This is a genomic window from Pseudomonas sp. MYb118 (genome assembly GCF_040947875.1).
Lineage (GTDB): Bacteria > Pseudomonadota > Gammaproteobacteria > Pseudomonadales > Pseudomonadaceae > Aquipseudomonas.
The window spans coordinates 196953-219927 of record NZ_JBFRXN010000003.1 but is presented as its reverse complement, the minus strand read 5'-3'; the positions used below and the strand labels follow the sequence as shown (position 1 = coordinate 219927).

Annotated in this window: 18 protein-coding genes and 3 pseudogenes; 13 read left to right on the top strand and 8 right to left on the bottom strand. The window is 60.5% G+C overall.

Going from position 1 to position 22975, the window contains the following annotated elements; genetic code table 11:
• Positions 1-29 precede the first annotated feature (29 nt).
• The 9 genes and pseudogenes from ABVN20_RS22405 to ABVN20_RS22365 all read left to right on the top strand — a co-directional run.
• On the top strand, positions 30-1073 hold the full coding sequence (locus ABVN20_RS22405; protein ID WP_368557929.1) for an ABC transporter substrate-binding protein: 1044 nt from the start codon (positions 30-32) through the stop codon (positions 1071-1073).
• Between the two features lie 14 nt (positions 1074-1087).
• Positions 1088-2305: an ABC transporter permease gene (locus tag ABVN20_RS22400; protein ID WP_368557928.1), complete on the top strand. Its 1218-nt coding sequence runs from the start codon at positions 1088-1090 to the stop codon at positions 2303-2305.
• Positions 2302-3102 (top strand): ABC transporter permease, encoded by an 801-nt coding sequence (locus ABVN20_RS22395; RefSeq protein ID WP_368557927.1) that lies wholly within the window; start codon positions 2302-2304, stop codon positions 3100-3102. The genes ABVN20_RS22400 and ABVN20_RS22395 overlap by 4 nt, the downstream gene beginning before the upstream one ends.
• 207 nt (positions 3103-3309) lie before the next feature.
• The gene (locus ABVN20_RS22390; RefSeq protein ID WP_368557926.1) at positions 3310-4641 is read left to right on the top strand and encodes an MFS transporter; all 1332 of its coding nucleotides are present in this window, start codon (positions 3310-3312) and stop codon (positions 4639-4641) included.
• Between the two features lie 25 nt (positions 4642-4666).
• The gene (locus ABVN20_RS22385; protein ID WP_368557925.1) at positions 4667-5761 is read left to right on the top strand and encodes a class II histone deacetylase; all 1095 of its coding nucleotides are present in this window, start codon (positions 4667-4669) and stop codon (positions 5759-5761) included.
• 156 nt (positions 5762-5917) lie between these two features.
• On the top strand, positions 5918-7144 hold the full coding sequence (locus ABVN20_RS22380; RefSeq protein ID WP_368557924.1) for an OprD family porin: 1227 nt from the start codon (positions 5918-5920) through the stop codon (positions 7142-7144).
• An 11-nt stretch (positions 7145-7155) separates the two neighbouring features.
• Positions 7156-7363, top strand: a pseudogene (locus tag ABVN20_RS22375) (integrase); the annotation flags it as partial.
• Between the two features lie 3 nt (positions 7364-7366).
• Positions 7367-7564 (top strand): annotated as a pseudogene (locus tag ABVN20_RS22370) (integrase); the annotation flags it as partial.
• Between the two features lie 120 nt (positions 7565-7684).
• Positions 7685-8158, top strand: a pseudogene (locus ABVN20_RS22365) (IS5 family transposase); the annotation flags it as partial.
• Between the two features lie 74 nt (positions 8159-8232).
• Here ABVN20_RS22365 and ABVN20_RS22360 read toward each other — a convergent pair.
• The 8 genes from ABVN20_RS22360 to ABVN20_RS22325 all read right to left on the bottom strand — a co-directional run bounded on the left by ABVN20_RS22360 (position 8233) and on the right by ABVN20_RS22325 (position 19594).
• A complete protein-coding gene (locus ABVN20_RS22360) occupies positions 8233-8514 on the bottom strand; it encodes a hypothetical protein (RefSeq protein WP_368557923.1) in 282 nt (93 codons plus the stop codon).
• A gap of 75 nt (positions 8515-8589) precedes the next feature.
• Complete coding sequence (locus tag ABVN20_RS22355) at positions 8590-8817, bottom strand: hypothetical protein (protein WP_368557922.1); 228 nt, start codon at positions 8815-8817, stop codon at positions 8590-8592.
• A gap of 1156 nt (positions 8818-9973) precedes the next feature.
• The gene (locus ABVN20_RS22350) at positions 9974-10795 is read right to left on the bottom strand and encodes a hypothetical protein (RefSeq protein WP_368557921.1); all 822 of its coding nucleotides are present in this window, start codon (positions 10793-10795) and stop codon (positions 9974-9976) included.
• Positions 10796-11500: 705 nt separating this feature from the next.
• Complete coding sequence (locus ABVN20_RS22345) at positions 11501-13981, bottom strand: DUF4062 domain-containing protein (protein WP_368557920.1); 2481 nt, start codon at positions 13979-13981, stop codon at positions 11501-11503.
• A gap of 297 nt (positions 13982-14278) precedes the next feature.
• The gene (locus tag ABVN20_RS22340; protein WP_368557919.1) at positions 14279-15079 is read right to left on the bottom strand and encodes an IclR family transcriptional regulator; all 801 of its coding nucleotides are present in this window, start codon (positions 15077-15079) and stop codon (positions 14279-14281) included.
• Positions 15080-15154: 75 nt separating this feature from the next.
• Positions 15155-16495 carry an MFS transporter gene (locus tag ABVN20_RS22335; protein ID WP_368557918.1) on the bottom strand — a complete coding sequence of 447 codons (1341 nt, stop codon included), beginning with the start codon at positions 16493-16495 and terminating at the stop codon, positions 15155-15157.
• Between the two features lie 50 nt (positions 16496-16545).
• Positions 16546-18135 carry a GMC family oxidoreductase gene (locus ABVN20_RS22330; protein WP_368557917.1) on the bottom strand — a complete coding sequence of 530 codons (1590 nt, stop codon included), beginning with the start codon at positions 18133-18135 and terminating at the stop codon, positions 16546-16548.
• A 28-nt stretch (positions 18136-18163) separates the two neighbouring features.
• Positions 18164-19594: an NAD-dependent succinate-semialdehyde dehydrogenase gene (locus ABVN20_RS22325; protein ID WP_368557916.1), complete on the bottom strand. Its 1431-nt coding sequence runs from the start codon at positions 19592-19594 to the stop codon at positions 18164-18166.
• A 182-nt stretch (positions 19595-19776) separates the two neighbouring features.
• Between ABVN20_RS22325 and ABVN20_RS22320 the strand changes: the two genes are divergently transcribed.
• From ABVN20_RS22320 to ABVN20_RS22305, 4 genes are read left to right on the top strand one after another with little or no spacing between them, the layout of a single operon-like run.
• Positions 19777-20172, top strand: a complete 396-nt coding sequence (locus ABVN20_RS22320) for a cupin domain-containing protein (protein WP_368557915.1) — start codon at positions 19777-19779, stop codon at positions 20170-20172.
• On the top strand, positions 20169-20927 hold the full coding sequence (locus tag ABVN20_RS22315; RefSeq protein WP_368557914.1) for an HpcH/HpaI aldolase/citrate lyase family protein: 759 nt from the start codon (positions 20169-20171) through the stop codon (positions 20925-20927). The genes ABVN20_RS22320 and ABVN20_RS22315 overlap by 4 nt, the downstream gene beginning before the upstream one ends.
• Before the next feature lie 27 nt (positions 20928-20954).
• Positions 20955-21887: a DUF6282 family protein gene (locus ABVN20_RS22310; RefSeq protein ID WP_368557913.1), complete on the top strand. Its 933-nt coding sequence runs from the start codon at positions 20955-20957 to the stop codon at positions 21885-21887.
• 10 nt (positions 21888-21897) lie between these two features.
• Positions 21898-22959, top strand: coding sequence for a dihydroorotate dehydrogenase (locus ABVN20_RS22305; RefSeq protein ID WP_368557912.1), 1062 nt, complete (start codon positions 21898-21900; stop codon positions 22957-22959).
• The last annotated feature ends 16 nt before the right edge of the window (positions 22960-22975 follow it).

The window sequence follows — 22975 nt, the reverse complement described above, 5'->3', positions numbered from 1 at the left end:
TTCCAATTCCAAAGGCTGGGAGTCACACCATGTTCAATCGTCACCGCATCAGCACCCTCACCCTCTGCGGGCTCGCCCTGCTCGCCAGCGGCGCCCAGGCCCGCGACCTCACCGTGGCCTCCTGGGGCGGCGCCTACCAGGACGTGCAACGGGAAATCTTCTTCAAACCCTACACCCAGGCCAGCGGCAACAAGGTCGTCGATGACAGCTGGGAAGGCGGCATCGGCCTGCTGCGCACCCGCGCCGAAAGCGACGACGGCGGCTGGGACCTGGTGCAGGTCGAGAGCGAAGACCTGGAGCTGGGCTGTGGCGAAGGCTTGTTCGTGCCGCTGGACGTGGCGCGCATCGGCGGCAAGGCCAGCTACATCCCCAGCGCCACCAGCACCTGCGGCATCGGCAATGCGGTTTACAACTTCGTCATCGGCTACGACACCAGCAAACTCAAGCGCGCGCCCACCGGCTGGAGCGACTTCTTCGACACCGCCACGTTCCCCGGTAAGCGCGCCTTGCGCCAGGGCCCCAAGGGCAACCTGGAAATCGCCCTGATGGCCGACGGCGTGGCCCCGGCCGACGTCTACACCACCCTTGGCACGCCCGGCGGCGTCGAGCGCGCCTTCCACAAGCTCGACAGCATCAAGGGCCAGTTGCTGTTCTGGAAGGCGGGCGGTCAGCCGATGCAACTGCTGGCTTCCGGCGAGGTGGCGATGACCACCTCGTACAACGGCCGCGTGACCAACGCCATCCGCCAGGACCACAAGCCGTTCGGACTGGTGTGGAACCAGTCGCTGCAAACCATGGACAGCTGGGCGATCCTCGCCAACTCGCCGAACGTGGAAAAGGCCTACGGCCTGCTCAAGGTGATGGGTGACGGCGAGAACCAGAAACGCTGGCCAGCCCTGCAACCGACCGGCATCACCTCGCTCAAGGGCATCGCCGAAACCGACCCGGCGGCGCTGGCCGATTCGCCCAGTGCGCCACAGAACAGTGCCAACGTGCTGGTGCTGGACGACCACTTCTGGGTCGATCGCATCGATGAACTGAACGCCAAGTGGACCGCCTGGGCGGCCAAGTGAGCCGGGGAAATCACATGAGTGCTCTTGCCTTCGACAACGCCATCCCGGTGGTGGCGCGCAAGGACCGCGCAGCGCTGTGGCGGGCCTATGGCCTGCTGGCGCCTTTGGTGCTGTTCCTGCTGCTGACCTTCGTCGGGCCCATCGGCACGCTGTTGTGGCGCGCCGTGGCCGACCCGGAACTGGCCCAGGCGCTGCCCGCCACGGCGCAGGCCGTGGCGCAGTGGGACGGCACCTCAACGCCGGATGCACGCCTGTTCGCGCCACTGGTGCAGGACCTGCAACAAGTGCCGCCACGGGAACTCGCCGCAGCGGCACGCCGCCTGGCCTACGAGGCGCCAGCACTGCGCGCCCTGCTGACCACGGCCCGGCGCGAGGTCACCAAACTGGACGGCACCGCCGCCTCGTTGCAGGCCCTCGACCCACGCTGGCTGGACAACGCCACCTGGCAGACCTTCAAGCGTGCCGCCGGGCCAGTGGGCAGCTATCACCTGCTGTCGGCGGTGGACTTGAAGCACGATTACCGCGACGGGCTGGTGGCCAGGGAAGAAGCCGGGCTGTACCGGGCGATCCTCGGCCGGACCTTCGGCATTGCAGCGATCACTACGCTTGTCTGCGTGCTGCTGACGTTCCCGTTGTGCGCCTTTCTCGACAAGCGCACGCCGCGCACCCGCAATGCCTTGCTGCTGTTGATCCTGCTGCCGTTCTGGACCTCGATCCTGGTGCGCACCACTGCCTGGATGGTGCTGCTGCAGGACGAAGGCCTGGTCAACGCCTGGCTGCTGCGCCTGGGCCTGGTCGACAGCCCCTTGCACCTGCTCTACAACCGCTTCGGGGTGATCCTGGCGCTGGTCCACGTGATGCTGCCGTTCATGGTCTTTCCGTTGCTGGCGGCCATGGCTGGCTGCAACCGCTTGCTGGTGCAGGCGGCCTACTCCATGGGCGCGCGGCCGTTGCGGGTGTTTTTCCAGGTCTACCTGCCGCAGGTGTTGCCGGGCTTGGCGGCCGGCGCGCTGATGGTGTTCATCGTCACCCTGGGTTTCTACATCACACCGGCGCTGCTCGGCGGGCCCGCCGACCAGATGATCAGCTTCTACATCGCCCAGTTCACCACCGGCACCCTCAACTGGGGCCTGGCCTCGGCCCTGGGCCTGATCCTGCTGGTGGCCACCACCCTGCTTTATCTGGTCCAGGCACACCTGGCCCGGCGCGGCCATGAAGGAGCCAAACGATGATCCGCAATCCCAACCGCGGGCCGCTGGCCTGGTTCGGCAACCTCGGCCTGTCGCTCAGTGGCGTGCTGGTGCTGGCGTTCCTGCTGCTGCCGATCCTGGTGGTGCTGCCGCTGTCGTTCAGCGACAACCGCTACATGTCGCTGCCACTGGGCAGTTTCACCCTGCACTGGTACGAGCAGTTCTTCGGCTCCAGCCAGTGGCTGGGCGCGCTGGCCAACAGCTTCGCCATCGCCCTGACCAGCACCGCCCTGGCGGTGTTGCTCGGTGGCCTGGCGGCGCTCGGTCTGCGCCATCCGGCGATGCCCGGCAAGCGCGTGATCGAAGTGCTGCTGATCGCGCCGATGATCGTGCCGGCGGTGATCGTCGGAGTCGGCATGTACTTCGTGTTTTCCAGTGCCGGCCTGACCCGCAGCTACACAGGCCTGGTGCTGGCCCACACGACCCTGGCGGTGCCCTTCGTCATCGTCAACGTCGGCGCCGCGCTGGGTGGTCTCAACCAACGGTTGTTGTGGGCGGCGGCCAGCATGGGCGCGACACCCAGGGTGACGCTGCGCCAGGTGACCTTGCCGCTGATTTCGCCGGGCCTGGTCTCGGGCGCGCTGTTCGCCTTCGCCACCTCGCTGGACGAAGTGGTGGTAACGCTGTTCCTCGCCGGCCCCGACCAACGCACCCTGCCGCGGGAGATGTTCACCACCGCCCGCGAAGCCTTGAGCCCGGTGCTGCTGGCCGCCGCGACCATCATGGTGCTGTTCGCCACCGTGCTGCTGTTGCTCTCGCGCTCGCTGTCCCGTCGCTAAACCCCGGCGCAACGCAGGTCGTTGCCCATTCATCCCGCCAACCCTTGACAGCCACTCGGAGGGCTTCTTACTATCGCCACCACTCAGAGAAACAATGTTTCGCAGATAAAAACAAAATAGCGAAGAACAGTTTTACCGCTCGCTGCCCAAAAAAGCATTGCGGCCTGCCTTGTGCGCAGGCTGCCCGATAATTCCAGAGAGCCTCTGATGAATCTCATTTCCCGCAATACCTTTGTCAGCGAGCAGGATTGCTCGCTGTACAACCGCATCGCCTGGCGCATCCTGCCGTTCCTCTTCGTGCTCTATGTCGTGGCCTTCCTCGACCGCGTCAACGTCGGCTTCGCCAAATTGCAGATGGCTGCCGACGTGGGCTTGAGCGACATGGCCTTCGGCTTTGGCGCCGGGGTGTTCTTCCTCGGTTACTGCCTGTTCGAGATCCCCAGCAACATGATGCTGCAGCGCGTCGGCGCACGTCTGTGGATAGCGCGGATCATGGTGGTGTGGGGCATCATCTCGACGTCGATGATGTTCGTCTCCAGCCCCACCTCGTTCTACATCCTGCGTTTTTTGCTGGGGGTGGCCGAAGCCGGTTTCTATCCCGGCGTCGTGCTGTACCTGACGTACTGGCTGCCGTCCTATGCGCAATCCCAGGGCCTGGCCTGCCTTAGCCTGGGCGTGGGTTTCGCCGGGGTGATCGGTGGGCCGCTGTCGGGCTGGATCATGCAGACCTTCGCCGGCATGCACGGCCTGGCCGGCTGGCAATGGCTGTTTCTGCTCGAAGGCCTGCCCGCGGTGATCCTCGGCATCGTGGTGTTCTTCTACCTCGATGATCGTCCGGGCAAGGTGCGTTGGCTCAGCCCCGCGCAGAACGCCAAGGTGGTCGCCGACCTCGACCGCCAACGCCGCGAACACGAGCAGGCCGGTGCCACCCACACGTTCCGTAGCGCCTTCCGCCACCGCGCGTTGTGGTGCCTGGTGTTCGTCAACTTCGCCCTGTTGTGCGGCACCTATGGCGTGAGCTTCTGGCTGCCGCAAATCATCCGCAACCTGGGTGAGCAGACGCTGTTGCAGACCGGCCTGCTGTCGGCCGTGCCGTTTGCGGTGGGCTCGGTGTGCATGCTGATCGTTGGCAAGCATTCGGACCGCACCCGCGAGCGCCGCTGGCACGCCTCGCTGTCGATCCTCGCCGCGTGCCTGGGCCTGGCCCTGAGCGCGACCTTCCACAACCAGCCGGTGTTGTGCCTGGCCAGCCTGTGCCTGGCGATGGCCGGCAGCCTGTCGGCGTTCAACGTGCTGTGGGCGATCCCCGGCACCCTGCTGACCGGTGCCGCCACCGGCGTCGGTATCGCCCTGATGACCACCGTCGGCAACCTCGGCGGCTATGCCAGCCCGTTCATGATGGGTTGGATCAAGCAAGCCAGCGGGCACCTGGAATACGGCCTGTTCGTCCTCGCCGCGCTGAACCTGGTGGCCGCGCTGGTGATGGCCCGGGTGCGCTCCCAGGCCGCGCCCGTCACCGCCATTGGTACCGCAGGCTGAGCCTGCCTCGATGCAAGGAATACACATGAGCAACAGCGGATTTTTTCACGATGAACACTGCTTCTGGCACAGCGGCGGCCTGTTCGCCCTGACCTTGCCGGTGGGCGGCTGGGTCGAACCGCCATCGGGCGCCGCCCACGCCGAATCGCCGGAGTCGAAACGGCGCCTGAAGAACCTGGTGGAAGTCTCGGGCCTGGGCAGGTCGCTGGTGCAGCGCGGCGGCGAGCCGGTGTCCATGGCGCAGATGCTCAAGGTACACACGCCCGAATACCTGCAACGCTTTCGCCAGCTGTGCGCCAACGGTGGCGGCCTGCTCGACCCGGGCGCGCCGGTCGGCCCGGCCACCTACGAGGTCGCCCGGGTCTCGGCCGGGCTGGTCAGCGCGGCGGTCAACCAGGTGCTGCAAGGCGAGCTGAGCAACGCCTATGTACTCAGCCGCCCGCCGGGCCATCACGCCCTGCCCGACCAGGCCATGGGTTTCTGCTACCTGAACAACATCGCCATCGCCATCGAGATCGCCCGCGAGCGCTTTGGTATCGAGCGCGTGGCGGTGCTCGACTGGGACGTGCACCACGGCAACGGCACCCAGACAATCTATTACGAGCGCGACGATGTGCTGACGCTGTCGATCCACCAGCAGCGCGCCTACCCCCGCGGCTACACCGGCGAGCACGACACCGGCAGCGGCGCCGGGGCCGGCCTGAACGTCAACGTGCCGCTGCCACCGGGCAGTGGCCACGAGGCCTACCTGTACGCGATGCAGCGCATCGTCCTGCCGGCGCTGGAGCGTTATCGCCCGCAACTGATCATCGTCGCCTGCGGCTATGACGCCAGTGGCGTCGACCCGCTGGGGCGCATGTTGCTGCACAGCGACAGCTACCGCGAACTGACCCGCCTGACCCGCGAGGCGGCCGAACGCCTGTGCGACGGCAAACTGGTGCTGGTGCATGAAGGCGGTTACGCCGAAGCCTATGTGCCGTTCTGCGGGTTGGCGGCCATCGAGGCGCTCAGTGGCCTGCGCACCGAGGTGCAGGACCCGTTGCTGGCCATGCTCGAATCGCAGCAGCCCGATGCGCAAACCGTGGCCTTCCAGAAAACCCTGATCGACCAACTGCTGTAATCACCCCACCAAACACTTCGGAGATAACGCCTAGCGAATAATTCCAACCCTCCATTCGTCCGCCAACACACTTATTGATTTATCGAACTTGAACCCACGGCCGTCATCGCCTTGATGTCGGCCGTGCGCTCACGCACACGCCTGGAAAATAACTACATGAATGCTAAGAAGACCAAATTGGCACTGGCTGTTACTTGCGCCCTCTCCTGCAACGCCATGGCCGACACGGGTGGCTTTGTCGAAGATGCGCACTTCTCGATAAAAGCGCGCAACTTTTACATGAACCGCAACTTCCTCGACGACCGCACTTCGCAGAACTATTCCGAAGAATGGGCGCAGGGTTTCATTGGCATTTTCGAGTCCGGTTATACCCCGGGCACCGTTGGCTTCGGGGTGGACGCCATCGGCTTGCTCGGCTTGAAACTGGACACCGGCGGCGGACGCAAAGGCGGTGGCACGCTGCTGCTGGAGGAAGACAGCGACGGCGCCAAGAGCAGCTATTCCAAGGGTGGCGCTGCGGTGAAGGCGCGGTTCTCGAAAACCGTCTTCAAGTTCGGCGAGCAACTGATGAACCTGCCGGTGCTGGCCACCAGCGACAACCGCCTGTTGCCGGAAACCACCCAGGGCTGGCTGGTCACCAGCAAGGAAATCCCCGACCTGACACTGCACGCCGGCCACTTCACCGGATTGCGCGCCCGCGACCAGAGTGAACACGACAGCGGCGGCATGACCTCGGTGGACTTGTTCGGCGGCAACTACAACTTCAATAAACAATTGAACCTGCGCGCCTATCATTCCGATGTGGAAGATTACTGGCGCAAGTATTACTTGGGCACCACGTTGTCATTACCGATCAGCGAAGGTTTGGCCGCCACATTCGATTTCAACGGCTATGACACCAAGAGCGAAGGCCGGCAATTGGGCGGCATCCTCGATAACCGCATCTGGAGTTTGTCGGCTGCCCTGGCGGCCGGGCCACACACTTTCACGGTCGCCCATCAGCGCGTCACCGGCACCGGCAACTACACCTACGGCGTGGATGGCAACAGCACGGTGTTCCTGGCCAACTCCGTGCAGTACTCGGACTTCAACTACGAGAACGAACGTTCGTGGCAGGCCCGCTACGATTTCAACTTCGCCGGTGTCGGCATCCCCGGCTTGAGTTTCATGGGCCGCTACCTGCGCGGCACCGACTTCCACACCGCGCAGACCGACAACGGCCGCGCCTGGGAGCGCGACCTGGAACTCAAGTACGTGGTGCAGTCGGGCTCGGCCAAGGACCTGTCCTTCCGCATTCGCCAGGCCAGTTTCCGCAGCCCTGATCGCGGGCTGAACTTCAACGAAGTGCGGGTGATCACCGAGTATCCGATCAACATCTTCTAAGCGTTGCCCCACGCAGGAGCCGGTTGCGGCTCCTGTCTCCGCAAGGCCAAGACCGCGAACAGGTTAAGCAGGTCGTCGATGCGCTATCCCGTCATCATCACCCACGCGCTGCCGATTGTTCTATTGGCGCGAGCCACCGGCATGCGTTTGTGTGAGGCCATCTTGGCTGATCTGAAACGACTAATCCGTGAGGCTGACGGCGTAGGCAGGATTAACATTCATCTCCATAGCGAGAATTGCCTGTTTCCAAGCCGACTACACGCCTCAATGCAATCTCCACCCGCACTACGCCAGAATCGAAAAGCAATTGGCCTTGATTCAACACTGTACGGCCTTCACACGATGATACATACGAAGGCCTTGCTGATCTATCGCAGGCCAAACAACCTGACAGCAGTTCAGGCCCTGCTCGGCCATACGTAGCTTGAAAACACGGTCTGATATCTAGGCTCTGTCTGAAATCCGAAGAAACCGAAATGTGGCCTCGGAACAGCCTGGGTTCTGTACAGTCGCCGGCCATCTACGGAAAGGAATTCTGTGATGGCAAAGCGTTATGAACTCTCGGATGAAGCGTGGGCAGTGGTCGCCGACCTTTTTACGGCGGCCCACGTCAGGGGCAGGCCCCGCAGCAGTGATCGCTTGATGCTCGATGGTGTGCTCTGGGTGCTCTGCTCAGGAGCAGCCTGGCGAGATATGCCCGAGCGCTTCGGGTCGTGGGCGACGGTCTATCACCGCTTCCGACTCTGGCGAAACCGCGGAACATTCGATCAGATGCTCAGACGATTGCACCTAAGACTCAATGACAAAAGGCTTGATCGTTCCCCACACCTGGATGATTGATTCGACCGCTGTTCGAGCAACCCGTGCTTCATCTGGAGCGCGGAAAAAAGGGGGCCTCACGAGCCTGCCGATCACGTTCTAGGCCGCAGTCGCTGTGGCCTGGGAACCAAAAGCCATATGCTATGCGGCACTTATGGGACACCGTTACGTTGCCTCCTCTCTGTCGGTAATGCCCAAGGTTATGTGTTGGTAGTGCTAAATAATTTTTAATGAAAACTTTTAGTGTACTGGAATGTACTATGCTGTAGTTAAGTTGCCGCTTGTGTGCTGCTTGCTACAATGAAAAATAGTGCAGAAACTATCAGTGCGATGAGTACGTGAAATGTTAATTTTAATTTACTTTCGTTGTGTGGGGTTAATAGCGAGTCCTTTGCCAGAGCATTCCATTCCGCGATGATTTCGACTGACTGCTTTGTGATTTCATTGTTATCAATAACGCCGGAGCTAACCTTTAGCTCAAGTAGCTCTATTGTTCGAGCTAAGTTTGCATATCGAGCGCCGGAAGATTCGATGGATTTCAGCTCTTTCACCATATCTTGCTTGAGTAACTATTCCGGAAATTACTGCTGAAATACACCCCGTAAGAACTAATATATGTTGTTTGGTTATGCTCCAAAAAAAATTGATTTAGTATCAATTGGGAAGAATGAAAATACTGTGACGAAGACCGTCGCATATATAAGTATATACCCAAGGGTCTGTGAGCGATAAAATAGGGCTTCAGCTCTTTTGTAATGTCCGTCACGAGCATTTTTACAGCGATCTAACCAGTCGCCGAGTACTTTTATGGAGTTAATTTCTGCAAGTTTGTGATGGGCGTCTAATTCTTTCATTGCAATCCTATTTGCAAGTTTTTATCGAGTCTGATTTTATTTCGGTATTGGTTTTTTGTCTATTGCTTTGGATGAGATTTTAAGTGCCGCAACCTAAATTTTCATCTGGCAGACAACAATTTAAATTTTCTTAAATCTTAATCTGGCTAGCGATCGCCTTGTTGTGAAGTGAATCGTGTGATGGGAATTCACAACCTTCGGTCAATGTAGTTCAAAGGATGAGCTACCATCGGTTATTGCATGATAACCAATAGGAGCGGATAAGGTCTATGATCGAGGCATCACTGCACACGATAGCTGAGAGATCTCCGATAGACCGTGGATCGCAGCCCGAGACGTTCGGGTACGTTTCACGATGCTACCCCAGAGCGCAGTGCCCGCAGTGCACTGTTGAGCATTTCGATCATCGGTTCTCGGGCGTCGTTTCTCGAACGGCCAGAGTTGCGTTGGTCTTGCGGTTGCAGACACCGGCTTGAGGCCGATCTGTTTCGTGTGGTGGCCCCATAAGCAAACTGGGGGCACAGAGCCAGAGTTACCGGTAGACTTTGAATGAGAGGAGAGAGTTTTGATAAGTGATCTGCATTTTCCAAAAGCGAGGAGCGCCGAAATATTGGGCGAGCTCTCTGCTTGGACATCCATAACTGATGTCATGGTCGTAGCGTGCACTCTTGATGAGGGGAAAACCATATTAGGCGACCTACCTGGGAGCGCATCGTTCTCGCTGAACCAGACTGGAACATCTATCTGGTCAAGCAGAATATGAATCTCCTTGATGGCTCTTTCCAGTCGTCCCAAACATGGTGCAGAAAGGCAAGCGCTCTCTAAACCTCACATTGAAATCCCCTGCCTAAACCCAGAATCTGCGCTCCCGATTCTTCTGTGGCGCGCAGTCATGATACGACCAGACACCAAAGTTGAAAATGTTTACCTCTAGCTCAAGTCCGACGACTTTCGAAATCCATTGATAGTCTGGGTTAAAGATTTTCGCTAGGGTTACGGCTGTCGTGATTACGAATCAGTGCCGGTGACAGCGGATGGGATTACCCAGTTGATCGAAGAAAGCTTGGGGCATCATTTACAGCCAAATATTGTATATGATCATGCCCCGGAGCCAGTTGACGAGAATGATCAGAATCCTCGCTCCAGTCACAAATCGTCATTCAGTCGGCAGGTCAATTCTTTGGCACTTAAAGTCATACCCCTTCGAATCTAGAATGTTATCTAGTTGCAAACTAAATTCTCTGCCTGCGTTGGTGGGGATGAATACTGACTCCAATAGTTCAGGTAGCGGGGCTTTCAAAATTAAGCCGTATTCGTCCACATACTTAAAATTGTGCTCACTAGCAATTCCTCCATTTCTATAGTGTTTGGATAGATCGTCTTCACAGTAGACGTCCATGTGTCGAGGTGGCCAGCTTATTTCTGGGAGAATTTTTTTGTTGAAAAACATTAGCTCTTTTATATCAATTGAAATTCTATATTCGTGTTCTGGCTGAAACTCTAAATTTTTAGAAAATACAGCTTCTCGCTGCTGAAGCTTATCTTCAATGTAGTTGACGGGCTCGAATTGATAGCCAACGGGTAAAGTTTTGTCTAGATAGTTCCCCAGCTTAATTAGGTCAACAATGAATAACGCGCAGTCGGGGCTTTTTGAAGATTTCGCATACTCTTCCCACATGAAGCGCGACATCTGTCGATGCCAAAACCAACTTTGAATGAATATGCCTTTTTTATCTCGCTGCACAATTTTTTTGCATAATTCTGCACCTTCTTCTTTCGTCATATGCGCGGTCTTGGAGAATCTGCTGTTTAGAGAGCTCAGAATTAGACTTTCATTTTTCCCAAAATATTCGCGATCGCCCTCTGTCCGGTCTTTAGGGTAACCATTGATTCTCCTGAAATAAAATCCGTCATCATTAAGAGTCTTTGTGGCTATGTCGCCGGGCATATAACGTTGAAGCAGACGCTGATGAAACATTCTAATTGATCTCTTTTTTGGCGGCGGTACTATTTCGCCACATACATTCTGCGTGGTTTCATGAACTCTCAGGAAGCTGTGCTCATTAACTGATGCGGCCTGTTTTCGATTCGTTTAGCTGCACGATGTTAATGAAGATTTATGCTATTTATTGGGTTTGGATTTTTTTTCTAAGAGCATGCTTTTTAGGTGGCTGGCACGACCGTCAAGGTATTGATAAATGAATATCGGATGAATTTCAAGTAATTTTAACTCTTGGCGTATTTTTTTTGCGAGTAGAGTACAATATTTTGTACTTTGTGACCGTCCTCTGTCTCAGCAGTTTATTGAGAGGCTGATGAGGGCAGGTTGAATGGTGAAGAGACTTGACTTTGCTCTTGCTCTGTTAGTTGCAGTATGTGATTTGAAAGCTCCGGACTACTTGTGCATAGTGGCTAACTGGCTGAATTGGTGTTAATGAATGCTGGTATTATGGTTGGAGAGTAGAGAGCTACATCGCCTTGATGTTTCAAGTTTAACAGCTGTTCCCTTTTGGTATCTATGGGGTCATAGTCTCGGAAACAGCAAAGTAAAATGCGACCAATGGGACTGGTAGAGAATGAACTGAAGCAGCGCTGCTGGCTTCAATCCTGAGCTGACGCGAGTGCTGATGGTTTGACATCTGTGACGTTAAAACAGGGCGCAACTCATTGCGCCCTTCGCGTGCTACGCATCCACCACCTTCCTGGCTGCACGCAGCATTCTGTCTCTGGGGACGGATATGCCGAAGTCGAACCAATGTACGACGTTGTAATAAAACTGATCGGCAGCCATGTATTTGTCAAGAAACACCTTTGCCTGGCGGCGAGAAAAGGCACGGACATACTTGAGCGAGGCCAACTTCCGCACGTCCTCAAACTCTGACTGTATAAGCGAAACGATGACGACTTCGGCCAGCCCAAGAAAGGCTTTATCGGGTATCAATGGAATGATGCGCGCAATGAGGTATCCGGGCATCGTGATGGCCAGCAGGTCGTTGAGCCGATGCTTGCCGAGCGCATATAGCGTACACGCCACATCCTCACGCTTGGTACTGCTTGCAATCGAAAGCAGCGATGCATACGTACTACCTTGCTCGGGCCGGTCGAGCGATGCAATCACCAAGGGAATGTCGCACCATTGACCGAACTTCCCGAGATGCTTAAGGTCTGCAGCTGAGTAGCTGACACTACCACTTGCAAGCATTGAGCGAACTAGCGGAAGGTCGGCCGCGTCGAGTCGACTACAGATAATATCCAAGCCTTCGCGAGTAAACTTGCGGCGCAGGTACTCCCCAAGTGAGCGAGTTTTCTCGACAAGGCCAGTCAACGGCCCATACCGCTTAGCCACTTCCTCCAGCAACGACTCAAAACGATCTACGAATTGATTAGCAACTGCCTTACGTAAGTTATCGCCATGCAGCCTGAAGTTACGACGGATCAGCGCGAAATAAGCATTTTGGTCGAAGATCGCTAATCGGTCCTCTTCTTCGAGCTGCGCGTCTGTAAAGCGATCAAAGAGCTGCTGGGTGTAACGATCTAAGACTGCCTCACCTTCCGTATCGGCATGAGTCATGGCGGACAATAATCCCATGGGAGCTGGGCTCTTACGCACGAGGACCGCTTTCGCTTGTTCAACGGAATAGCTACGGCCGTCAGTGATGAGTGCTTGCAGCGCTTCATAGCGCACCTCGGCATTGCTGTCGTTTAGCAACGGTTCGGCGACGCTTGCGCCGAGCGCCCGCCGCTTTTGCAACAACTTGACCACGGTGATTCTGACCAGAACATTGCGATGACTGAGTCCACGCAGCAAGACTTCAACGTCAAACTCGGCATCGTGGCTGAACAGTTCGTCGAGAAGATCCTGCTTCACCGTGGTGGGCTGCAAGCTGTAGAGAGTCTCCAAGGCTTTTCGGCGATCGTCACGTAGCAAGATGCGGATGATGGCGTTGGCTGCCGCGCTGGTCGTCTGTGTCTCGTTCCGGGCAAACTCTTCATGGATGGTGGGCAGGTCTGACGGCTGACCACATTCGCTCAGATAATCCAAGGCGGAGACACGCACTGCAGTTTCGGAAGTGTCGGCAAACCACAGCGAAATGATCTCGTTGCGGCCAACGAGCTCTTCCTCGACGATGGGTAGTGCGATCAGGCGCATGGCTTTCAGCGCGCCGACGCGCCTTTCGGTCGAGCCGACCAAAGAGCAGACGGGCAGTCTGTTGTTCTTGAAGCCGTCGACTGCTGCAACCCAGTGCCAGAGCGGAACGTTCTCGTGTTCGAGGTGTTCCAAGCCATCATCACGTAGCCCGTTGAGTTCTCGCCGACCGAACTCAAAATTCGTCCGCGCCTTGTAGAGAAGGTTCGCGTCATGCGGTCCCAGTGATTGTTGATCGTTACCGTGGACGGCCGCTATCATGGAAAGCAATCTGACCCGCGCTACGTCGATGGCAGTCAGGGGATGCTCATCAGTCGCCTTCTCGGCCTTGCTTAAGAAGTTTCGCAGGAATCTTGCCCCTTCTACTGACAGTGGAGTCGTTGGCCCTGGCTCGGATGTCTGGGTGGCATGTGTGCCGGGAGAAGGTGCTTGATCTTTCTCGGACTCTGACTCTTTGTCCTTGTTGGCAAGTGAGATGACGTATCCCTGAATGCACTTGCGGAACTTGCCCTCGAAGTCCCGCACGTCCGTGAAAGTGCCGGCCAACAGTTTCTTCTCGGCGAAGACCTGTTCTTTGAACGCGATGACCTTCTTGAGGTGATCCCCTGGATCGGCGAGAGACGCGGCGTCAAGATCCTTGAGCAGGAGATTGATTTCAGGTCGGCCTTCCTTCGCATTTCGCGTCATCGACCGGTTGAATTCTTCCTCGAAACCAGAAGTGTAGGGTTCCGTTCCTGGCGGCGTGCCCCAACGCTTCCAAAGCATGCCAATGAAGAGGTCGCATCCATCAAGATCGCGATTAATGATCGCTTGCGGCCGGCCGACGCCGGGTAGCGTGTCTTCCCAGCCGACCAGTTCGAGTTGATATCCGAGCGCGTCCGCTAGCTGGCTATTGAAATCGTCAACGATGGTTTTGGCGACCTTACGCTCTTCAGCTACATCGCTTGGAGAGGCAAGAAATACTTTGATGAACCGTCTTGTGCCTGCCATTTTCCACTGAACCTGTTCCATGCCCATGATGAATCGTACCTAATTCTACGGATACAAATCACCGGCTGCAGTAGGCCGATTGCTGCCGTTCGCAAGAGGCCGCAATGGGTCGTTTTCTGCCGTTAGCCACTTAGCTTATGAAGCGCGGGGCGTAGCTCTTGTTGGAGCCCAAGAATTTCCGATTCGATTCCACTGAAAGCCATAACTAGCTGATTTTTTATAGATACCCTATGAGGTACATCAAAAAACCCACCAAATTCCAGCCCCACGAAAACCGGGTCCTCAAAGCCAAAAACCTTACCTCTGTCTCCACCGCCAGCGCTGCTAGAGGCGCTGGTAAGTCCCCGCGTGCAGACGCTCGCTGATCTCCGCCGCCGCCGACTGCAACTCGCGCAACATCGCCGCCGGCGGTGGCGACGGGATCGCCGCGCTCGGCCCGACGATACCGATGGTGCCGACGATCTGGTCGTTGTCGCGAAAGATCGGGCAGCACACCGCATTGATGCCCATGGTCACTTCGCCGTCCGCGTCGTCATACAGGCGCTCGCGAATCAGCGCCAGGCGCTCGGCCAACGCTTCCGGTTCGTGCAGGGTCAGGGGCGTCAGTTGCGGCATCTTGCGGCGCATCACCCGCTGCTGGCTGGCGGTGTCGGCAAAGGCCAGCACCGTGCGGCCCTGGGCCGAGCAATACGGCAGCACGCGGTTGCCCGGTTTCACCGAAATGCACACGTTGGCCTTGGATTCGACACAGGACACCACCAGTGCGGTGTCGTGAGTGGCGACCGCCAGCAAGGCCGTCTGGCCGGTGGCATCGCGAATGCGGGTCAGGTAAGGGTCGGCGATGGCGCGCAGGTCGAACTGCTCGCCGGCGGCTTCGCCATAGGCCACCAGGCGCGAACCGAGCATGTACTTCTCGGTGGTCGGGTCCTGTTCGAGGATCCCCAGTTGGCGCATCGACGCCAGGTGCCGATAGGTGCGCGGCTTGGCCGTTTGCAGTTGTTGCGCCAGCTCGGTGACCCCGAGCGGGCGCCGCGCAGCGGTCAGTTCGTCGAGCAGGCGGAAGACCATCTCCACCGACTCGAGCAGGGCCGGACCGCTGGCGGGCTTTTCATCGTCCTGGTTCAAGCGTTCACCTCGCATGGAGCTTTTGGGAAAGCCCGATTGTATCGCTTGGCGAAACGCTTGTGTTGGTCTACGACATCAAATACTCGCAGGTTCTGCCGAAACCGTAGCGCGATCCTGCTGCGGCGGTTTCACCGAGAACATCGCGTAGGCGCCGATCAGGGTCATCACTGCCAGCACGTACAGGCCGTATTCCAGATGGCCGCTGCCCTGCTTGACCCAGCCCATCATGAACGGGCTGGCGTAGCCACCGAGGTTACCGATGGTGGCGATCAGCGCGATACCGGCTGCCGCCGCCGTGCCGGTCAGCAACACCCCAGGCAACGCCCACAGCACGCAGAATCCGGCCAGGCCGCCCGACATCGCCAGGCTCAGGCCGGCCAGCGACAGCACCGGCTGATCGTGGAAGAACGCGGCTATCGCCAGCCCTGCCGCCGACGCCAGGTTGCACAGGGTGCCGTGCCAGCGCCGTTCGCGGGTGCGGTCCGAATGGCGGCTGACCACCAGCATCACCACCGAGGCGATCGCGAACGGAATGGCCGCGATCAAACCGGTGTGGGTCAGGCTCTTGATGCCCAGGCCCTGGACGATCTGCGGCAGCCAGAAGCTCACGCCGTAGGTGCCGCACAACAGGGCGAAGTTCACGTAGATCAGCCGCCACAGGTCCTTGTTGACGAACGCCGCACGGAAATTGTGCCCCGCCCCCGCATGCTCCTGGGCCTGGCGTTGCGCGGCCAGTTGGCGCACCACCCGCTGGTTCTGCTCCGGGCTCAACCAGTGGACGTTGCCCGGACGGTCATCGAGGTAGAAGAACACCACGATGCCGAGCAACACCGCCGGCGTGCCTTCGATCAGGAACAACCATTGCCAGCCGGCCAGGCCGTGCACACCGGCGAAGGTCTGCATGATCCAGCCCGACAGCGGGCTGCCCAGCACACCGGCCATGGCGATACCCAGGTTGAACCAGGCCATGGCCTGGGACCTGGCATAGGACGGGAACCAGTAAGTCATGTACAACACCACCCCCGGATAGAACCCGGCCTCGGCCATGCCCAGCAGAAAGCGCAGGACGTAGAACTGGTTCGGCGTCTGCACGAACATCATCGACACCGAGAGGATGCCCCACATCACCATGATGCGGGTGATCCAGAACCGCGCCCCGACCCTTTGCAGCATCATGTTGCTGGGGATCTCGCACAGGCAGTAGCCGATGAAGAACACCCCGGCACCGAAACCGAAGGCCATGTCGCTCAGGCCGATGTCGGCGGACATCTGCAACTTGGCGAAACCGACGTTGACCCGGTCGAGGAAGGCAATGATGTAGAGCACGAACAGGAACGGCAGCAACCGCCAGGCGATGCGGTTGTACAGCACACTGTCCTGCTCGTTGTCGAACGTGTTGCGGGCTATGAGCTTCATCGCAGTACTCTTTTTTTGTAATTGTTGTGGTGTGGGTGAAGCGAGCCTGATCAGGCCTGGGCCGACAGGATGAAGTCGGCGCAGCGCTCGCCGATCATGATGCAAGGTGCGTTGGTATTGCCACTGACGATCGTCGGCATGATCGACGCATCGGCCACCCGCAGCCCCTGCACGCCGCGCACGCGCAGGGTCGGGTCGACCACCGCGGCTGCGTCCGAGCCCATCCGGCAGGTGCCGGCGGGATGGAACACGGTCTTGGCGACGGTGCGCACGTAGTCCTCGAACACGCTGTCGGGCACGTCGTCGTTTTCCGGCAGCATGAGCATGCGCTCCACCACATTGGCCAGCGCCGGCGCACGCAGGATCTTGCGGGCCAGTTTCACCCCGGCAACCATGGTGCGCATGTCCTCGGGGTCGCTCAGGTAGTTGGCGTTGAGCGCCACTTCGGCCAGCGGGTCGGCGCTTTTCAGGCGCAGCCGGCCACGGGAACGCGGGCGCAGCGCACAGGGGTTGACCGAGATGCCATGACCGGCCGGCGGCATGCGGTCGATGTCGCCGACCAGCGCCGGTACCACATGAAACTGCACGTCGGGCCGACCGCAACCGGTGGCATCGACGAACGCCCCGCTTTCCACCACGTTGGAGCTGAGCAGGCCGCTGCGCGTGGCCAGGTATTTCAGGCCATGGCCGACGGCGCGCAGGCCACGGTCGTGCCCGAGCAGGCTCGAGGGCTGGCGGGTCTGGGCGTAGACCGAGGCGCTGAGGTGGTCCTGGAAGTTCTCGCCGACTTGCGGCGCGTCCACCCGCACGTCGATGCCCATCGCCTGCAAGTGCTCGCGGGGGCCGATCCCGGACAGCATCAGCAGTTTTGGCGAGGCGATGGCCCCGGCGCTGACGATCACTTCGCCACGGGCACGGAAACTCAACTCGCGGCCGGCCTCGTCCTGCGCCTGCACACCGACCACACGGGAACCGTCAAACTGCAACCGGGTGACATGGACACTCGTCATCACCGTGAGATTCGGGTTCTTGCGCATTGGCCGCAGGTACGAGGCCGCCGAACTGGCACGACGGCCGTCGGCGGTGGTGGTCTGGTAGAAACCCGCCCCTTCCTGCCTGGCCCCGTTGAAGTCATCGTTGGCCGGCACGCCCGCCTCGACCGCGGCCTCGACGAAGGCGCGGCTGAGGAAATGCTTGTGCCGTGGGTCGCTGACCTTCAGCGGCCCCTGCTGACCGTGCAACTGCCCACCCAGGCGGGCATTGGCTTCGCAACGGCGGAACACCGGCAGCACGTCGGCCCAGCCCCAGCCCGGGCAGCCGGCGTTTTTCCATTCTTCGTAATCCTCGGCCTGGCCGCGAATGTAGATCATCGCGTTGACCGAACTGCCGCCGCCCAGGGTGCGGCCCTGGGGGATGAACACTTCGCGCTGGTTGACGAACGGCTCGGGCTCGGTGCGGTACATCCAGGTGCGCCGGGTGCCGTGCACGCGAATGAAGGTGCCGGGAATGTGCACGTAGGGGTGATTGTCGGCCGGGCCGGCTTCGAGCAACAGCACCTGCTTGCCAGCCTGGGCCAGCCGTGCGCTGAGCGCACAGCCGGCCGATCCGGCTCCGATCACGATGTAATCGAAGGTTTCCATTGTTGTTGTTCTCTTGGGTGAAGAAGGATCAGCCGACCTGGCTGACGAACTTGGTGGTGAAGTAGGCGTCCAGCCCTTCGCTGCCGCCTTCGCTGCCGTAGCCGCTGTCCTTGACGCCACCGAACGGCGTCTCTGGCGCGGCGAGGCCGAAGTGGTTGATCGAGACCATGCCCGACTGCAACTCGTCGGCCAGCAGCGTGGCGCGCTGCACCGAACGGGTGAAGGCAAAGGCCGCCAGACCGAATGGCAGGCCGTTGGCCTTGGCGATCACTTCTTCAACGGTGTCGAAGGCGACGATCGAGGCAATCGGCGCGAATGGTTCCTCACTCATGATCCGGGCGTTTTCCGGGACTTCGGTCAGCACCGTGGCCGGGTAGTAGAAGCCCGCGCCCTCGCCGCCCTGCCCACCCAGGCGCAGTTGCGCGCCGACCGCCAGGGCGTCGTCGACGTATTCCTGGGCTGCCGCGACGCGACGCGGGTTGGCCAACGGGCCGAGCTGGGTGCTGGCGTCCTGGCCGTCGCCGAGCTTGAGGTTGGCGCTGACGCGGCAGAAGGTCTCGACGAAGCGCTCGTAGACGCTGGCCTGCACATAGAAGCGGGTGGGCGATGCGCAGATCTGCCCGCCGTTGCGGAACTTGAGGTTGGCCCCCAGGGTGGCGACCGCCTCGACATCGACATCGTCGCAGACGATGAACGGCGCATGGCCGCCCAGCTCCAGGGTGCAGCGCTTGAGGTACTGCCCGGCCAGGGCACCGAGGGCGCGGCCGACCGGCACCGAACCGGTAAAGGACACCTTGCGAATGATCTCCGAGCGGATCAACTGCTCGGACACCTCAGCCGGCACGCCGAACACCAGGTTGAGCACGCCCGCCGGTACGCCGGCATCCTGAAAAGCGCGACACAGTTCGATGCACGAGGACGGGGTTTCTTCCGGGCCCTTGGCGATGATCGAGCAACCGGCGGCCAGGGCCCCGGCGATCTTGCGCACCAGTTGGCTGACCGGGAAGTTCCACGGGCTGAACGCCGCGACCGGCCCGATCGGCTCGCGCAGCACCAGTTGGCGCACGCCGGCAGCACGCGGCGGGATCACCCGGCCGTAGGCGCGACGGCCTTCTTCGGCGTACCAGTCGATGTGGTCGCCGGCACCGAAGGCTTCCATGCGTGCCTCGGCCAGCGGCTTGCCTTGTTCGAGGGTGATCAGCGCGGCGATTTCGTCGGCGCGTTCGCGCACCAGGTCGGCGGCGCGGCGCAGCACTTTGGAGCGCTCGTAGGCCGACGTCTTGCGCCACACCTCGAAGCCGCGCGCGGCGGCTGCCAGGGCGCGATCCAGATCGGCGGAACTGGCCAGGCTCAAGTGGGCGATGACCTCGCCGGACGCAGGGTTGAACACGTCGGCGCGGCGTGGGTGATTGCCGGCAGACCATTGCCCGTCGATCAAAAGGGATTCTATGACTCGCATGGATGGCACTTCCTTTACTTTGTTTCTTTCTTAGAAACGTTGTTTTTTTGTACGACACAATCCTAGGGTCGTCAGAGAACCGCTGTCAAGGTCGAAAAAGTCACTTGACCGCGTCCCGAAAGCCGGCGTAGGTTTATCTCACACCGAAATACTATTCCTATAAAAGAAACGGAGAAACCCCGATGAGTCTCGCCCAGGCCCTGCTTCACAACTGGAATGCCCTGCCCCGCGAAACCGTGCGCAAAGGCGTCGAGCGCGTTGCCTTTCGCGGCGACGACACCTTGTGCGTGATGAACTGGCTGACCCCCGGCATGGACGTGTTCCCCCACAGCCACACCTTCGAGCAACTGGTGATCATCGTGCAGGGCCGAGTGCGCTTTCACCTGGACGACGAGGTGGTCGAAGGCGGCCCCGGCAGCATGATTCGCATCCCGCCGCACGTGGTGCATTACGCCGAACCCCTGGGCGACGAAGTGGTGATGAACCTCGACGTGTTCTCGCCGATCCGCGACGACTACCGCCACCTGATCGAATACCAGGACGCCGAGTTCGCCCCCGCCAAAGGCCAGCCGGCATGACTTTCGCCAGCCGCCTGCGCGAGGGCGAGCGCCTGCTCAGCGCTTTCATCAAGACGCCCAGCCATGCCGTGATCGAAATTGCCGGCGACACCGGCCTGGACGCGGTGGTGCTCGACGCCGAGCACGCACCGTTCGATACCGCCGCGCTGGACATCAGCCTGCTGGCCTGCCGTGCCGCCCGCACCGGCGGCCTGGTGCGCGTGCCGGACAAGCGCCCGGCGACCTTGCAACAAGCCCTGGACCTCGGTGCCGACGGCCTGGTGTTGCCGCACATCATCAGCGCCGACCAGGCCAACTCAGTGCTCCAGGCCCTGTACTACCGCGACGGCAGCCGCGGTTTCTCCAACTCGCCCCGGGCTGGCGGCTACGGTCGCGCCAACCTCGCCGAACACCTGGCGGCCGAGGACGGTCGCCATGCGGTGATCGCGCAGATCGAGGACCGCGAAGCGCTGGAGCACCTCGACCAGTTGGCCCGCCTTGAGCGCATCGACTGCCTGCTGGTCGGCCGCGCTGACCTCAGTGTGTCCCTGGGCGCCGAGCGCCTGGACGACCCGCGGGTCGAGGACGCCGTCAGCCGCGTGCTCGACGCGGCCCACGCCGCCGGCAAACCCACTGGCATGTTCGTCGCCAACGCAGAAGACCTCGAACGCTTCGCCGCCCGCGGCGTGAGCTTTTTCATCCTCGGTTCCGACCAGGCGCTGCTGCGCGCTGGCTGGAGCCAGCAAGTCCGTCAATTCCACGGGTCGGCCCGCTGACCCGCACCACAACAAGAGAGACCTTCCATGAATGCCATCATCGACACCCCGATCAGCGAAGAACGCCAGGCGCACATCGACAGCCTGCTCCAGGGCGCCATCGACCTGCACTGCCACAGCGGCCCTTCGGTCATGCCGCGCTACTGCGACCATGTCGAAGCCATGCGCGAAGCGTCCGAAGCCGGCCTCAAAGCCGTGCTGCTCAAGGACCACTACTACAGCTGCACGCCGGTCACCCACATCTTGAACAAGCACTTCAGTGAACTGAAGGTGCACATGCTCTCCGGCGTACCACTGAACAATGCGGTCGGCGGCCTCAACGTGCACGCTGTGGAACACGGCCTGACGCTCGGCGCCAAGCTGGTGTGGATGCCGACCTTCTCCTCGGCCAACCACATCGCCCATCACCACCAGGATAAGAAGTTCGTCGAGAAATTCCCGCAGACTACCCAGCGCATGCTGCAACCGATCCCGCTGACCGTGCTCGATGAAAACGACCAACTGAAAGACGAGGTCAAGGCCATCCTCGACCTGATCGCCGCCAATGACGTAGTGCTCTCCGCCGGCCACCTGAACATCCGCGAGATCTGGCCGCTGTTCGAGGAAGCCCGCCTGCGTGGGGTCAAGCGTCTGCTGGTCAACCACCCGACCTACGTGGTGGACGCGACCCTGGACGACATGCGCCAACTGGCCCGCGATGGCGTGTTCATGGAGCACTCGATGTGCATGTGGGTCCCGGGTTCCAAGTTCAAGTTCTACGACGACACCTTCCTGCGTGAAGTGATCGAGGCCGGCACCGTCGACCTGACGATCCTCGGCTCCGACCTGGGCCAGCAAGGCAACCCCGGCATCGCCGACGGCTTCCGCAACGTCATCGGCCAGTTGCTCGACCTGGAGTTCAGCGACGCGGACATCCGCAAGATGACCTCCGGTAACGCCGCCCGCCTGATGAACCTGTGAGGGTGCGGGCATGACACGACTGACGACCACCATTGGCCGGCTGACCCTGAAAAACCCGGTGATCTGCGGGGCCGGTGAACAGACCATGACCGCAGACGCTATCCGCGCCGCCCTGGCCAGCGGCGCCGGGGCGGTGGTGGCCAAGTCCACCAACGAATCCACCGCCGCCAAGGAGCAACTGGACAAGACCGACTACGTGCTGCTCGACGCCCAGTGGAACCGCCTGCCCTGGAACTTCCAGCCGCCGGCCGAGGCCAGCCTCTTCGGCCGCTCGGGCCTGGTGCAGCGCGACTTCGAGGAGTGGCTGCAGGAACTGGCGCTGCTCGACCGCGAAGCGCGCCTGCAAGACGCCTACGTCATCCCCAGCCTGATCCTCAGCGATCTGGAGCAGTGCGCGGCCTTCGCCCAACGCATCGAACAGGCCGGCCTGCGCGTGCTGGAACTGAACATCGGTGCGCCCCACGGCGAAGAAGCCGCCAAGGGCGCCATCGTCCTCGAACGCGGCGCTGCGCGTATCGAAGCCATCGTGCGCCGCCTGCGCGAAGCCACCACCCTGCCCCTGTGGATCAAGCTCACCGGGCAAAGCGAAGACGTGGTCGGCCTGGCCCAGGCCGCACGTCGCGGCGGCGCCGACAGCGTGGTGATGATGGGCCGCTTCATGGGATTCATCCCGGACCTGGACAGCGGCTTGCCCCTGCTTGGCACCAGCGCCGCCATCGGTGGCGCCTGGGCCCTGCCACTCACCGCGCGCTGGGTCATGCAGACGCGCAAGGCCATGGGCGACGACTACCCGCTGATCGCCACCAATGGCGCACGCAGCGGCCTGGACGTGGCCCGCTTCCTGCTGGCGGGCGCCTGCGCCACCGAGATGACCTCGGCGGTGTTCACCGGCGGTTACGGGGTGTTGAGCGATGCCATCGAGGAGCTGGAGACGTACGTGGCCAAACGCGAATCGACGGTCAGCGAGTTGCTGGGCAGCGCGGCGGACAAGGTGCAGACCTATCAGCAGCAGCCAAGCCGCGAGGGCTGGTGGGAGCAGTTCGCCCCAAAGTGCCAAGGGTCTCTCGCCTGAGGCGGTTGGGGCGGGA

Coding starts and splice junctions, on each gene's coding strand:
- ABVN20_RS22405 (WP_368557929.1), top strand. CDS start 30: ATGTTCAATCGTCACCGCATCAGCACCCTCACCCTCTGCGGGCTCGCC.
- ABVN20_RS22400 (WP_368557928.1), top strand. CDS start 1,088: ATGAGTGCTCTTGCCTTCGACAACGCCATCCCGGTGGTGGCGCGCAAG.
- ABVN20_RS22395 (WP_368557927.1), top strand. CDS start 2,302: ATGATCCGCAATCCCAACCGCGGGCCGCTGGCCTGGTTCGGCAACCTC.
- ABVN20_RS22390 (WP_368557926.1), top strand. CDS start 3,310: ATGAATCTCATTTCCCGCAATACCTTTGTCAGCGAGCAGGATTGCTCG.
- ABVN20_RS22385 (WP_368557925.1), top strand. CDS start 4,667: ATGAGCAACAGCGGATTTTTTCACGATGAACACTGCTTCTGGCACAGC.
- ABVN20_RS22380 (WP_368557924.1), top strand. CDS start 5,918: ATGAATGCTAAGAAGACCAAATTGGCACTGGCTGTTACTTGCGCCCTC.
- ABVN20_RS22355 (WP_368557922.1), bottom strand. CDS start 8,817: ATGAAAGAATTAGACGCCCATCACAAACTTGCAGAAATTAACTCCATA.
- ABVN20_RS22350 (WP_368557921.1), bottom strand. CDS start 10,795: ATGTTTCATCAGCGTCTGCTTCAACGTTATATGCCCGGCGACATAGCC.
- ABVN20_RS22345 (WP_368557920.1), bottom strand. CDS start 13,981: ATGGGCATGGAACAGGTTCAGTGGAAAATGGCAGGCACAAGACGGTTC.
- ABVN20_RS22335 (WP_368557918.1), bottom strand. CDS start 16,495: ATGAAGCTCATAGCCCGCAACACGTTCGACAACGAGCAGGACAGTGTG.
- ABVN20_RS22330 (WP_368557917.1), bottom strand. CDS start 18,135: ATGGAAACCTTCGATTACATCGTGATCGGAGCCGGATCGGCCGGCTGT.
- ABVN20_RS22325 (WP_368557916.1), bottom strand. CDS start 19,594: ATGCGAGTCATAGAATCCCTTTTGATCGACGGGCAATGGTCTGCCGGC.
- ABVN20_RS22320 (WP_368557915.1), top strand. CDS start 19,777: ATGAGTCTCGCCCAGGCCCTGCTTCACAACTGGAATGCCCTGCCCCGC.
- ABVN20_RS22315 (WP_368557914.1), top strand. CDS start 20,169: ATGACTTTCGCCAGCCGCCTGCGCGAGGGCGAGCGCCTGCTCAGCGCT.
- ABVN20_RS22310 (WP_368557913.1), top strand. CDS start 20,955: ATGAATGCCATCATCGACACCCCGATCAGCGAAGAACGCCAGGCGCAC.
- ABVN20_RS22305 (WP_368557912.1), top strand. CDS start 21,898: ATGACACGACTGACGACCACCATTGGCCGGCTGACCCTGAAAAACCCG.